Raw genomic sequence first — 12,002 nt, 5'->3', positions numbered from 1 at the left:
CGCCCTAAACCCTCCGGTTGGCGTCGGCCGGTCTGCTCGGCTCGCTGAGGCTCTCCAGCCGCGGTCGTTTGGGTTCCCGCCCGTCGGCCGACGACAGGCCGCGCAGCCGCCGCCAGATCCACGGGAAGAAACTGTCCTGCGTCCACCGCAGCTGTTCGTAAGCCCCGCTGCTGCGCGACCGGCGCCGGGCGTCGGGGCTGGCGTGTGCCCAATCATGGTTGCTGCCAGGCAAATTCAGGGCCTCGGCGGCCGCGGCGGCGAACAGCATGTGCCCCTTGGTGGAGGCGTGCACGCGGTCGATCGCCCAGGTGTCCAGCTCGCGCATCGACGGCGCGTTGTACAGGTCGACCAGCCCGAACCCGTAGCGGTCGGCCGCCGCCGTGATCGCGGCGTTGATGCGGGCCAGGCGCCCCGACACCAGCCGCCCCAGCGGGAGGAACTGCGCGACGTTCGGAAAGGTCGTCGTCACCACCGTCGCGCCGGATCTGGCCAGCGCGGCGTAGACGTACTCGAGGTCGGCCAGGGCGGGGCTGAACGAGCGCCCCGGCTGAATGACGTCGTTCATCCCGGCGCACACGGTGATCAGGTCCGGCTGCATCGCCAGCGCCTGCGGGACCTGTTCGTACAGGACGTCGGCGATCCGCTTGCCACGGATCGCCAGGTTGGCGTAGTGCAGGCCGGGGTAGAGCGAATCGAGCATGACGGCGAGCCGGTCGGCGAATCCGAGGAGACCCACGACGTCGTCGCCGTCCCACAAGCCCTCGGTCTGACTGTCCCCGATGGCGACGTAACGGCGATACCCGGACGGAATGGCCCCGCGCACGAAGCCGAGAATAATAGCCATCGCCGGCCCGGTGTGTGAAGCATGGCCGCCCACCTCCGGTGCGCAGAACCGCGATCCGTGGGCTAGCGTCGGTGAGCGTGGCTATGCCTTTGAAGGGCAAGGAAATTCACATCGGTCGCCGGGGCGGCGTCGCGTTCGGTGTTTCCGTCGCCCTGGCCGTGTTCGTGGCGGGGTTGCTGTGGGCCAAGTGGCTGCCCTACGCGGCGAAGGCGGCCGCGGCCCACCGGAGCCGCCACTGGCCCGGATCGAGCATCCTCACCGTGGGCGGGGTGCACGCCGGGGACCGCCCGACGTGGCATGCCGCCACGACCTTCTTCCACGCGTACGTGTCGTCGATCTGGCCGGCGCTGATCGTGGCGCTGCTGATCAGCGCCTCGGTGCAGGCGTTGATGCCCCGGGCGTGGCTGCCGCGCGCGTTGAACCGTCGACACCCCGTCTCCAGCGGGCTCGCCGGCGGGCTTGCGGGTATGCCGTCGATGATGTGCACGTGTTGCGCCGCTCCGGTCGCCGTGACCTTGCGGCGCAACGGCATCACTCCCGCGGCCGCCATCGCCTACTGGTTGGGTAACCCGCTGCTCAACCCGGCGGTGCTGGCGTTCCTGTTCTTCGTCGCGCCCTGGCAATGGACGCTGACCAGGGCGATCGTCGGAGTCGCGACGGTGCTCGGAGTCGCGGCCTCGGTGGGCTGGGTCTCGCGTGCATCCGGCGGCGAGCCCGCCCCGGCGGCGACGGTCGCGGCCGCTGACGACGACGAGCCCGCGGGCCGGCCGCGCAGGTTCGTGCGGGCACTGCTGTACCTGTGTCTGTTCCTGCTGCCCGAGTACGCCGTGCTGGTGCTGCTCGCCGGGGCGGTGCGGGGTTGGCTGCTCACCTTGGGTCAGCCGGCGCACCATGGACTGCTCCTGGGCCTTTCCCTCGTGGTGGTCGTCGCGATCGCCGGGACGCTCATGGTCATCCCGACGGCGGGGGAGATTCCGATCCTGCAGGGGCTGGCCATGCTGGGCGCGTCGTCGGGCACGATCGGTGCGTTGCTGATCACCCTCCCGGCGGTGAGCGCCCCGGGCGCCGCCATGGTCGCCCGCAGCTTCGGTTGGCGGGCCGTCGCAACCACGACTGCCGTGGTGGTCGCGGCGGGGCTGCTCGGGGCGGCCGTCCTCAGCTTGCTCTGAGTCGCAACCCGGGCGGGTGGTCCTTGGGTACCTTCACTGTCATGCCGAGGAAGCGTGAGCAGGACGCCGAGGCGCCCGCCGCCGACTCGCTTGCGCCGCAGTACCCGATCGAGTCCGTCGACAACGCCTTGAAACTGCTGCTGCTGTTGGGCGAGCAACCCGAGATCCGGTTGAGCGAGGCCACCCGCTACCTGGGTGTGGCGTCGTCCACCGCGCATCGGCTGCTGGCGATGCTGGCCTACCGCGGGTTCGTCCGGCAAGACCCGGTGTCGAAGGCCTATCTGCCCGGTCCGTCGTTGACCGGGGTGGCGTTCGCGATCTTCGGCCGCGTCGACATCCAGCGAACCGCCATGCCGATCATGCGAAGCCTGGCCGAGCAGCTGCGCGAAACCGTTCACGTCGGGATGCTGGACGGCGCAGGCGTCCGCTTTGTCGCCGCGGTGGAGGGCCCGGCCGCGGTCCGGGTGGCGTCCCGGTTGGGCCGCACCCTGCCCGCGCATTGCACCTCGACGGGCAAGGTCATGCTGGCGCAGCTGCCCGAGCCAGAACTGCGCCAGCTGCTGCCGCAGGAGCGGCTCGAACGCATCACGCCGTCCTCGATCGGCACCCGCACCGAGCTGGAGGCCGAGCTCGCGGCCATCCGCGAGCGTGGGTACGCGATCAACCGCGAGGAGAGCGAGGAAGGCGTGGCCTCGGTCGCGGTGCCCATACCGACACGGGCGCCGGGTCTGCGGCTCGCGCTCAACGCCGCAGCGCCGCAGAACCGGCTGGACAGCTCCCGGTATGCCGCGGTGGCCGCCGCACTCGTCAAGGCGGCCAAGGAGATTGGCGATCAGCTGGGCTGAGGCGCCTTGGTGGTGCCCCGCCCGTGCGGGACTTCCGGTCGCAGGAAGACGTCGTCGAGCGTCACGGTGCGCAGCCCGCGCGAGCGAATGATGTCCACCAGCCGGGCGTACACGTGCGTGACCGGCGGGTGGTTGAGGTGGCCGATCACGATGTTCTGCGGCAGGAAGGACTGGTAGGCCATCCGGACGATCTGGTCCTCGGACACCGGCGCGGAATCGCGCAAGTCGCCGGACCACAGGGTGGTCACCTGGTAGCCCAGGTCGGCGGCCACCGCGGCGACCGCGGCGTTGTGATGGCCATACGGTGGCCGCAGGTATGGGGCGGCGTCGACTCCGTAGGTGTTGCGCAGCAGCGCGTCCGTGCGGCTCAGCTCGTCGGCGATCTGGCCCTTGGACAGTTTGGTCAGGTCGGGATGCGTCCAGGTGTGGTTGCCCAGCTGGATCTGCCCGGATTCGACCAGCGGGCGAAGCAAGCCGGCGTTGTCCGTCCACGAGCGGTAGCCGCCGGTGACGAAGTAGGTGAGCCGCACCCCGGTGTCCTTGGCGAATTGCGTGTAGAGCCGGACCACGTCGGTGTCCGCGCCGTCGTCGACCGTCCATGCCAACAGAGCGTCGTTGCCCGGAAGCTTTTTCAGCACACCGCCGCCGGGCAGCGCGACGCGCGATCGCGGGTCCGGTGGGGGTGACAACGGCGGCCCGACGGGAGCGCCCGGGAGGGGGGCGACCCCGGCGACATCGGCACGCACCGCCGCGGTTTCGGGCCCACCGGTGGCGACGGCCACCGTCGCGGCCAGCGCGACCAGGAAACGTCGCCTGTCCAGTGCGGCCACGTCAGAACTCCTCGGCTGCCGGTGCCGGTCCGGGCACCAAATTCGGGGCAGTTAGCTGGACAGGCTAGGTGCGCGGCGACCGCGATCCCGGCACATCCGTGCGGTGTTCGCCGGCCGATACGAAGCTGTGACGCAAACTCAGCCGGCCGGCGACCGCGCCGCTTCGTGACGGCCGCCGGTGCCGTTTGTAATTGAGTAGTCTTACGGATTCCGGCGAGCAGCGGCCTGCCGCAGGCTTATTCGCATGACCGTTCCCTCTAGCATGTCCAAGACCACTGCTGCCTTCTTCGTTCAAGCGGCCGTCGCGTTCGCGATCAGCTTCGTGACCGCGTTGGGCGGGATCTACCTGCTTCCGCTTGACCTGTGGCAGCGATCCTTCCTCGGCATCACGTTCCTGTTCTTGGTGTCCAGCGCCTTCACCTTGGCCAAGGTGATTCGCGACCAACAGGAAGCCGCCACCGTGCGGGTGCGACTCGACGAGGCACGCATCGAGAAACTGCTGGCCGACTACGACCCGCTCCATGCCGCCAACTGAGTAGTACTACTCGGCTGAATCCAATTCCACTCCCCGACAACAGGTCTCCCGAAAGGACCGGTTCCCATGGCAACTCTCAGCAGATTCCCGGACGTCGCCGAAGTGGCGGCGGCCACCCCGCCCGACCGCGATCGCGTCCTGGACGTCATCCGCATCACGTCGCTGATCGGTGTGGTGCTCGGCCACACCGTGATGGCCATCAGCATCATCGAAAACCACGTGTTGATCTGGGACAACCTGCTGACCACCTCGGCGGTGTTCCAGGCGGCGACCTGGATCCTGCAGATCATGCCGCTGTTCTTCTTCGCCGGCGCCGCGGCCTGCCTGTCTTCCTGGTCCGCCGGCACGAACTGGGGTGACTGGCTGATGAAACGGTGCACCCGACTGTTCCGGCCGGTGTTCTACTACCTGGCGTTCTGGGCGGTGGCGCTGACGGTGCTGTATCACGCCCTGCCGCAACACATCTACGAGCCGGTGGCCGGCGTCAGCACGCAGCTGCTGTGGTTCCTGGGCGCCTACGTCCTGGTGCTGGCCGCCATGCCGATGCTGTACCGCATCACCACGGCGGGGCGTCTCGCCGCCGCCGTGGCCGCCGTCTACGGGGCCATCGCGGCGATCGACGCCGTCCGGCTGCGCTGGCCGGCCATGATGCCCCTGGGCTACCTCAACCTGGCCGTCTGGCTCATCCCCGCCATGTTCGGCGTCGCCTACCGCCGCCGGCTGCTCACCGGGCGCGCCGCGCTGGCCGTCGCCGCCGTCTTCTTCGCCGTCGACGTCGCGCTGGTGCACTGGGGCCCCTACCGGATCAGCATGGTCGGCACCGGTGACCACCAGCTGTCCAACACCAGCCCGCCCTCACTGCTGCTGGCCGGGCACGCAATCATCCTGAGCGCTTTGGCGATCGCCGCCGCGCCGGCGATCGCACGCTGGGCCCGGCGGCCGCGGGTGTGGTGGTGGACCGCGATCGGCAACTCCGGGGCCATGACGCTGTACCTGTGGCACATGCCCGTGCTGCTGGGCGTGCACCTGGCCTTCGACTACCTGGGCTGCCCGCGCTACCCGGGCGCGCAGGATTTCCTCGCCCTCAGCCTCATCCAGCTGCTCGTCGTGGTCGTCGCCGTGGCGGTGCTCTTCGTCGCGCTGCGGCCGCTGGAGAACAACCGGCTGTCGGGCTGGGACGGCGCCCCCACGGTGACGGCGCGCGGACGCGGAGCGGTCGTCGGCGCCCTGCTGTGCGTGGCGGGCGTGGCGATCCTTGCCGCCATCCGATGGGGGCTCAAAGACGACGGCCTGGTGTGCATGGCCGTGATGGTGACCGCGTTGGTCGGCGCCCGCGTGCTGGCCGCCGCACCGGCGAAACGCCTCAGCGCGGCTCGCGGGTAGCTCGAGACGTCATTGACCCGCGGTGCGGTCGCCCGGCCGCCCGCGGGTCACCGCTCCTCGTCGAGGCCGTGCTCGATGGCGTAGCGCGCCAGCTCCACCCGGTTGGCGACCTGCAGTTTGCGAAAGGTGGCCTGCACGTGATTTTCGACCGTGCGGTGGCTCAGCGACAGCTTCTGGGCGATCTGCTTGGCGGACAGCCCCTTTGCCACATAGCGCAGCACTTCGGTTTCCCGTTCGGTGAGGCTGGGCGGAGCGGGACCGTCGTCCTTGCGCTGCGCGATTCGCCGGTATTCCCCCAACACCAGCCCGGCCAGGCTGGGGGTGAACACGGCGCGGCCCTCGGCCGTCGCCGAAACGGCTTGCGCCAGTTCCGACTTGGAGGCGCTCTTGACCAGGTATCCGGTGGCGCCGGCCTTGACGGCTTCGAGCACGTCCTCTTGCTCGTCGGAGGCCGAGAGGACCAATACCCGGGACGAGGGGGAGACGGCGAGCACGCCCGCGGTCGCCTGTGCGCCGTCGCCGTCGGGCAGCTGCATATCCATCACCACCACGTCGGGTTTGACCACGGCGGCGCGCCGCCGGGCGGCGGCGACACCGTCGGCGGTGGCGACCACGGTGAAGCCTTCTTCGGTCAGGTCGCGGGCGACCGCGTCGCGCCAGATGGGATGGTCGTCGACGACCATCACCGTGGTGGGGGTGTCACCGGCCATCGGGCGCCTTTCCGCGTGGCAGGCACAGCTCCCACTCGGTGCCTTGTCCGGGTTCGCTGTGCAGGTGCGCGGTGCCGCCCAGCGCAGTCAGCCGCCCGACGATCGATTGGGAGACGCCCAGGCGCCCCTGGCCCGCCGCTTCCTCGAGCCGGCCCGCGGCGATTCCCACGCCGTCGTCGCGGACGCTCACCACCACCGAATCGCCCAGGTCCTCGACGAGCACGAACGCGTGCGCGCCGGGGCCGGCGTGTGCGGCCACGTTGTCCAGCGCGTTGCCCACCGCCGCGTCGAGCTCGGCGCCCACTCCGCGACCCAGGGGCACCGGCGTGGCGGGCAGGCTCAGCGACACCCGGTCGGATTCCCGGCGGCGCAGCAGGGTGCGCAGGTCGATGGTGGCGCCGTCGGTGTCCCGGTCGATGTCGGTGCTGGCCAGCCACCGCCGCAGGGCGCGTTCCTGCTCGCCGGCCAGCGCGGCGAGTTCCGCTGTGGCACCGCCGATTTCGTTCCCCTTCTTGGCCACCAGCGCCAGCACCTGGATGGCTCCGTCGTGTACCTGGCGGGACAGGCGTTCCCGTTCTTGCACCGCGGCCGTCAATCGGGCGGCTTGCTGGAGCTCGTCGTGGGCGCGTCGCGCGGTTTGGGCGGCCATGCCGATGGCCATGCCGATCGCCAGCTCGATGATGACGGTGGCGTTATGCCCCAGGTTGAGGGCGAGATAGTTCTTGACCGCGAAATTGGTGGCCATCACCACCAGGCCGGTCAGCATGCCGCCGGCCGGGCCGAACAGGATGGCCGCCGAGATCGTCGGGTTGCTGGCCCACAGCGTCGTCGGCCAGGTCTGGTTCTCGGCCGCCCAGTGTGGCGTGGTGACGAAGGTGTTCGACGCCATCAGCAGCACGGCGATCACGATCTCGGCGAGCACCCACGCCGGCCGGCGGCCGAACCCGCGCAGGTACGCCAGCGCGCACGCCGCGCTCCAGCCGATCAGCACCGCGAACAGCGCCCAGCCCAGCGCGGGCAGGCGCAGGTCCGGGTTGATGGCGATCTGGAAGCCGGTGGCGTAGATGCAGCTCAGCAGCCGGAACACCTGCGCCGCACGCCATAACGGCGTGGTGGGATCGGGGCTGCTGTTCGCCATCGAGGTCAGCATAAATGTGCGGCCTGACGCCGGTGGGCAAGTTCTCAGTCGGCCGGCAACCGCGCCACCTCGTGGCGCCAGGCGGCCTCGGTGTGCAGCGACGCTCCCAGGTCCGGCAGGTCGTCCCAATCGGCGTCGTCGATGTCGCGCAGGGTGCCGCCGGCGTTCTTCACCCGCAACGACATTCGGGCCAGCGTGTCGAGGCCGATCGCCTGCAGCACGGCCTGCGGCACGGTCGCGGCCGCGCTGGTGATCCCGTGTCCGCGGCAGATCACCACCGGCCGTCCGCCCATGGCCGCCACCATCTGCCTGGCCAGCGCCGGGGTGCGGATCAGCACGGCGCGCTCGTAGACGGGCACGCCCCCGCGGGCCAGCCGCGCGCCCGGAATGTCGTAGGCGCCGTAGATCGGCCGCAGCGCGATTCCGGCCAGGTCGGCGGCGACCACGGCGGGCGGATGCAGGTGCGCGACGGCGCGATGCGCCGGATCGGCCAGCATGGTCTCGACGTGGATGGGCAGTTCGTTGGGCACGCGGTACCCGTCGAGTTCGCCGTCACCGCCCGCGCCGCCGTCGAAGGTGACCAGCCGGATGTCGCTGGGCCGGGTGAACGCCACGCCGGCGTCGGTGTCGCTGCGGCATCGGACGAGCAGCCGCTCGTCGTCGACCCGCAGGCTCAGGTGGCCGAGGACACCGTCGACCAGGCCGCGGGCCGCGGCCACCCGACAGCCCTGCGCCACCAGGGCGCGCTGCTCGTCGAGGGAGGTCATGTCGGCGCGCCCAGCCCGAATCCGCCGTCGGGGCGGACGATTTCGCCGGTGATCCCGCGGGCCCGGTCGGAGGCCAGGAACACGAAACTCCAGGCGTGGTCGGCCCCGGTGAGCGCGACGTTCAGCGGCGTGCGCGCGGCCATCTCCTGCGCCCGGTTGGGGGAGTCGTCCAGGCGGACCCCCTCGAGGCCCAGGCTGGCGAGCCCGCGCAGGTCGGTGCCCAGCGTGCCGCCCGGCGCCACCGCGTTGACCCGGATCCGCGGCGCCAGCTCGTGGGCCAGGGCGGCCACCAGGCCGCGGACGGCGAACTTCGACGCCACGTACAGGGTTCCGCCGCGTCCGGGATAGAAGGACGAGGCGGACGCGGTCAGGATGATCGAGGGTCCCGTGCCGGATCGCAACCGGGGGAGCGCCACCTTGACCGACTGCAGTTGGCTCAGCACGTTGGTGCGAAACATCTCGTCGAACGCGCCGGGGAGGTCGTCGGCGGGGATGTCGCCGATGCCCCGGTAGAAGTCGAAGATCCCGACGCAGTGAACCAGCGTGTCCAGCCCGCCGTGGGCGCCCACCGCGGCGTCGATCGCTCGTTCGTTGGCGTCGCGGGTGACCGCGTCACCCTCCACGACCGGGACGTCGGGTGACTTCGCGCGCAGGCTCTCGCACTTCTCGTGGTCGCGTTCCAGCGCAGCGACTTTGGCGCCCTCGGCGCGGAACGCGTCGAGCACGGCCCGGCCTATCCCCGAGCCGGCGCCGACGACCAGGGCGCGCTTGCCCTCGAGCCAGCCCGTCATCGCGGGTCCTCGTCGTCTGGCAGCAGCGGGGCGTGCGGATTGCCGACCATCGCCGCCAGGGTGCGGCTGTTCTGCCGGGTCAGGGCCTCGACTTCCAGCGCGTCCAGGGTGATCCACTGCCCCGATCGCGGCGCGCTGACCAGCAGCCTCGACCCGTTGCAGGTGTCGACGCGGCGCACCACCACCTCGGTGAATTCGTTTGCGACGACGAGGGGCTCGCCGACCGCCCCGTCGAGGAGTCGCTGCAGTTGTTCGCTCACAGGAACACCGCCAGGTTCTGCATCCGGAGCACGGATTCGTCGACAAAAATGTTGCGGCGGGCCAGCTTCCAGCCGTCGTCACACCGGCGCAGCAGGTCCTCGCGGCCGCACGACAGCAACGCGCTTTCGTTCACGTCACCCCGGCTGCGGAACAGCAGCTCGGCCGATTCGACCACCAGGTGCGCGGGGTCGTCGCCTTCGAAGGTGCGCACGTTGGTGACGAAGTGCCGCAGCCGCGACGGCGGATCCTCGGCCCAGGCGTGTTCGGTCCCCATCCGGGCGACCCGCTGGCTCAGCGAATACTTGTCCTCGTCGAAGTGCGCCATTCCCGGTGAGGCGTCGAACCCGGCGCCGCGCGCGGTGGTCACCCGCACCGGCATCACGTAGCGGACGTCGTCGCTCAGCGTGTCCAGCCACTCCTCGTACCGCTGGGCGTCCAGCAGGTAGGCCTCGTCGATCAGGAACTGGTGGGCCTGCAGATGCCGAATGTCATGAAACGGCAACGCCTTTCTCATGCGCCTACCCCCTGCAGGTAGTCGGCCCACATGCTCAGCAGCGCGCGCTGGTTGTGCTCGTTGTAGCCGACCTGCGCCCGCCCCGGCCCGTGGAATGCCACGGCGGTCAGTGGCTCGACCACCGGGCTGCCGTCGGGCAGCAGGCCCATCCGGCTGTTCAGCAGCAGCCGCCGCGCCATGGCACCGCCCGCGGTGGTGGTCAGCGACACCCAGTTCTCCACGTCGTCCTGCTCGAACATGCCGGTCGAACCGAAGCACATCAGATACGCCTTGTACGAATCCTGTTTGTACTGCGGGGGAGCGGCGGAGTCCACCGCGAACCACGAGCAGACCTCGGTCTCGTTCTCGCTGATCGGCTGCCACAGCCGGATCGAGATGAAGGGCAGGGTTTCATCGTGCTGACCGTCCCGCACCTTGGGCCAGTTGTGCACGAAGCTCAGATTGGGAAAGCAGGTGGCGGCCGAGATCATGAAGCCGTCCTCGCCGACCAAGCGCTGCTGTCGCGCCGTCCACACGTCCTTGATCCGGGCGATCATGTCGTCGGGATAGCCGACGTAGCGCATGCGCTCGTCGAAACCGCCCGGCGGCAGCTTGTAGGTGGTCCCGCCGCCCCGGTGCGCCCAGTAGGTCGCGCCGTCCTTGCGTTTCTGCGCTTTCGGCTCGCGAAACAGGCCGATGTCGACGATCGACGCATGGGTGTGCGGCGTGTGGTACATGTCGCCGGCGAAGTTCTCGGCGCCGATCTTCCAGTTGGCCCTGATGCGCCAGCGCTGCGGCCCCCGCACCTCGAGGCCGCCGGCGCTCTGCTTGGTGTAGAAGTCCAGATAGAACCGGAAGTCGCCGAGGAAGTCTTCGAGCGGTTCGGCTGCCGCGTCCATGCTGATGAACAGCAGACCGTTATAGCTCGCGAATTTCGGTGCGGGCAAAAGGGTTTGAGTATCCTTGGCGAACCCGTCCTCGCCGCCGTAGGCCTCCCGGTGGAACGGCAGGCCGGTGAGTCGGCCGTCGTTGCGGTAGGTCCAACCGTGGTAGGGGCAGCGGAAGTTGGTGGCGTTGCCCATCTCCGCGCGGCACACCTGCATGCCACGGTGCAGGCACATATTGAACAAGGCGCGCAATCGCCCGGTCGAGTCGCGGGTGATGATGAAGGAATCGTCGAGGACGCGGCGCACCACGTAGTCGCCGTCCTGCGGGATCTCGGACTCGTGCGCCACGAACGTCCACGCCCGGCCGAACAGTCGCTCCTTCTCCAGCGCGAACAGCTCTGCGTCGTTGTAGATGTGCGCGGGGATCATGCCGTCGCGGACGCTGGCGAAAACGGGGTCGAGAAGGCCGTCGCGGGCGGCGCGATGGACTGCCACGGCACCCCCGTCCCACGCTGTCATGTCTGCTGTGCAGAGATATCTTCCGCTAAGTAGAATCCCGCATTCACCCGCCCCCGGTCAATCGGGCGTTCCCGGGTGTCTCACCGGCGAGGATTCTCGGCCAGCTTTCTACAAGAAGGCTTTGTGGTAATTCACAGGTTGCTGACAATCATGTGGCCACGAGGCCGGGATACGGTGGTCACGTCGGCGCCACTGTCCATGTGAGCGCGCGGTAACCAAGGGGTAAAGGGTTTGATTTTGCGTGCGCTGCGACCAGTTTGCGGCGCAGGTGAGGAAGGGCTGGTGCCATGGCCGCTCGGTCACTGGATGGTCGATTGCAAAAGCTCGGATCGCGAGTGGTGTCCGCCATCGGGCGTCAAGAGTGGCTGGATCGGCCGAGCTATCGGTTCGAACACCTGTTGAGCTTCGCCTTCAACGGCCTCGGCGGCGCCCGCAACACCGTCACCAACGCGTTGCACGGAGTGTGGCTCGGCCACCCCGTGCACCCGCCGCTGGCGTCGCTGACGAGCGGCGCGCTGGGTACCACCGTCGCGCTCGACGCGCTCAGCCTGCTGCCGGGCCAACCCGCCACCGAGGTGCGCGACGCCTCGAAGTTCGCGTCCCGCGCGCTCGGCGTGGGGATCCTGGCCAGCATCGGTTCGGCCGTCACCGGCGTCACCGATTGGCAGCACACCCATGAGGCCGACCGCCGGGTGGGCGCCGTGCACGGCCTGGTGAACCTGGCCGCCACCGCGCTCTACGCGCAGTCGTGGTGGGATCGCCGCCGCGGCCGCCACGGCCGCGGAATCGCCCTCACCGCACTGGGTTACGGCATCACCGTCGCGGGCAGC

The 12,002-nt window shown here is 69.8% G+C and carries 14 protein-coding genes; 5 read left to right on the top strand and 9 right to left on the bottom strand.

Annotation, left to right across the window (positions count from 1 at the left end; translation table 11 throughout):
- Positions 1 to 4: 4 nt before the first annotated feature.
- Complete coding sequence (locus tag A9X04_RS26310; RefSeq protein ID WP_082972922.1) at positions 5 to 823, bottom strand: SGNH/GDSL hydrolase family protein; 819 nt, start codon at positions 821 to 823, stop codon at positions 5 to 7.
- A gap of 104 nt (positions 824 to 927) precedes the next feature.
- Here A9X04_RS26310 and A9X04_RS26305 point away from each other — a divergent pair, with 104 nt between their 5' ends.
- Both A9X04_RS26305 and A9X04_RS26300 read left to right on the top strand, forming a co-directional pair.
- A complete protein-coding gene (locus A9X04_RS26305; RefSeq protein WP_067927196.1) occupies positions 928 to 2,013 on the top strand; it encodes a permease in 1,086 nt (361 codons plus the stop codon).
- 41 nt (positions 2,014 to 2,054) lie between these two features.
- Positions 2,055 to 2,858: an IclR family transcriptional regulator gene (locus tag A9X04_RS26300; protein ID WP_067927193.1), complete on the top strand. Its 804-nt coding sequence runs from the start codon at positions 2,055 to 2,057 to the stop codon at positions 2,856 to 2,858.
- Here the strand turns inward: A9X04_RS26300 and A9X04_RS26295 are convergent.
- Positions 2,846 to 3,679, bottom strand: a complete 834-nt coding sequence (locus A9X04_RS26295; RefSeq protein ID WP_082975265.1) for a polysaccharide deacetylase family protein — start codon at positions 3,677 to 3,679, stop codon at positions 2,846 to 2,848. The two genes, A9X04_RS26300 and A9X04_RS26295, sit on opposite strands and share 13 nt — an antisense overlap.
- Positions 3,680 to 3,932: 253 nt before the next feature.
- Between A9X04_RS26295 and A9X04_RS26290 the strand changes: the two genes are divergently transcribed.
- Together A9X04_RS26290 and A9X04_RS26285 are read left to right on the top strand one after the other, a co-directional pair.
- Positions 3,933 to 4,223 (top strand): YiaA/YiaB family inner membrane protein, encoded by a 291-nt coding sequence (locus A9X04_RS26290; protein WP_067927189.1) that lies wholly within the window; start codon positions 3,933 to 3,935, stop codon positions 4,221 to 4,223.
- 66 nt (positions 4,224 to 4,289) lie between these two features.
- Positions 4,290 to 5,606, top strand: coding sequence for an acyltransferase (locus A9X04_RS26285; RefSeq protein ID WP_067927187.1), 1,317 nt, complete (start codon positions 4,290 to 4,292; stop codon positions 5,604 to 5,606).
- 47 nt (positions 5,607 to 5,653) lie between these two features.
- On the opposite strand, the gene A9X04_RS26280 is transcribed toward A9X04_RS26285, so the two are convergent.
- From A9X04_RS26280 to A9X04_RS26250, 7 genes are read right to left on the bottom strand one after another with little or no spacing between them, the layout of a single operon-like run.
- Positions 5,654 to 6,316, bottom strand: a complete 663-nt coding sequence (locus A9X04_RS26280) for a response regulator transcription factor (protein WP_067927184.1) — start codon at positions 6,314 to 6,316, stop codon at positions 5,654 to 5,656.
- Complete coding sequence (macS, locus tag A9X04_RS26275) at positions 6,306 to 7,466, bottom strand: MacS family sensor histidine kinase (RefSeq protein WP_067927181.1); 1,161 nt, start codon at positions 7,464 to 7,466, stop codon at positions 6,306 to 6,308. Before macS ends, A9X04_RS26280 begins: the two co-directional genes overlap by 11 nt.
- Before the next feature lie 32 nt (positions 7,467 to 7,498).
- Complete coding sequence (locus A9X04_RS26270; protein ID WP_067927180.1) at positions 7,499 to 8,221, bottom strand: class II aldolase/adducin family protein; 723 nt, start codon at positions 8,219 to 8,221, stop codon at positions 7,499 to 7,501.
- Positions 8,218 to 9,012, bottom strand: a complete 795-nt coding sequence (hcaB, locus tag A9X04_RS26265) for a 3-(cis-5,6-dihydroxycyclohexa-1,3-dien-1-yl)propanoate dehydrogenase (RefSeq protein WP_067927177.1) — start codon at positions 9,010 to 9,012, stop codon at positions 8,218 to 8,220. The genes A9X04_RS26270 and hcaB overlap by 4 nt, the downstream gene beginning before the upstream one ends.
- Positions 9,009 to 9,272, bottom strand: coding sequence for a dihydrodiol dehydrogenase (locus A9X04_RS26260; protein ID WP_067927174.1), 264 nt, complete (start codon positions 9,270 to 9,272; stop codon positions 9,009 to 9,011). The genes hcaB and A9X04_RS26260 overlap by 4 nt, the downstream gene beginning before the upstream one ends.
- On the bottom strand, positions 9,269 to 9,787 hold the full coding sequence (locus A9X04_RS26255; RefSeq protein ID WP_067927172.1) for a 3-phenylpropionate/cinnamic acid dioxygenase subunit beta: 519 nt from the start codon (positions 9,785 to 9,787) through the stop codon (positions 9,269 to 9,271). Before A9X04_RS26255 ends, A9X04_RS26260 begins: the two co-directional genes overlap by 4 nt.
- The gene (locus tag A9X04_RS26250) at positions 9,784 to 11,082 is read right to left on the bottom strand and encodes an aromatic ring-hydroxylating dioxygenase subunit alpha (protein WP_231985823.1); all 1,299 of its coding nucleotides are present in this window, start codon (positions 11,080 to 11,082) and stop codon (positions 9,784 to 9,786) included. The genes A9X04_RS26255 and A9X04_RS26250 overlap by 4 nt, the downstream gene beginning before the upstream one ends.
- A gap of 377 nt (positions 11,083 to 11,459) precedes the next feature.
- Between A9X04_RS26250 and A9X04_RS26245 the strand changes: the two genes are divergently transcribed.
- The coding region (locus A9X04_RS26245) for a DUF2231 domain-containing protein (RefSeq protein WP_369829019.1) at positions 11,460 to 12,002 on the top strand (543 nt) is incomplete at its 3' end.

The sequence above is a fragment of the Mycobacterium sp. E3247 genome (genome assembly GCF_001667785.1).
GTDB lineage: Bacteria > Actinomycetota > Actinomycetes > Mycobacteriales > Mycobacteriaceae > Mycobacterium.
This window is presented reverse-complemented; position numbering and strand designations above follow the sequence as displayed.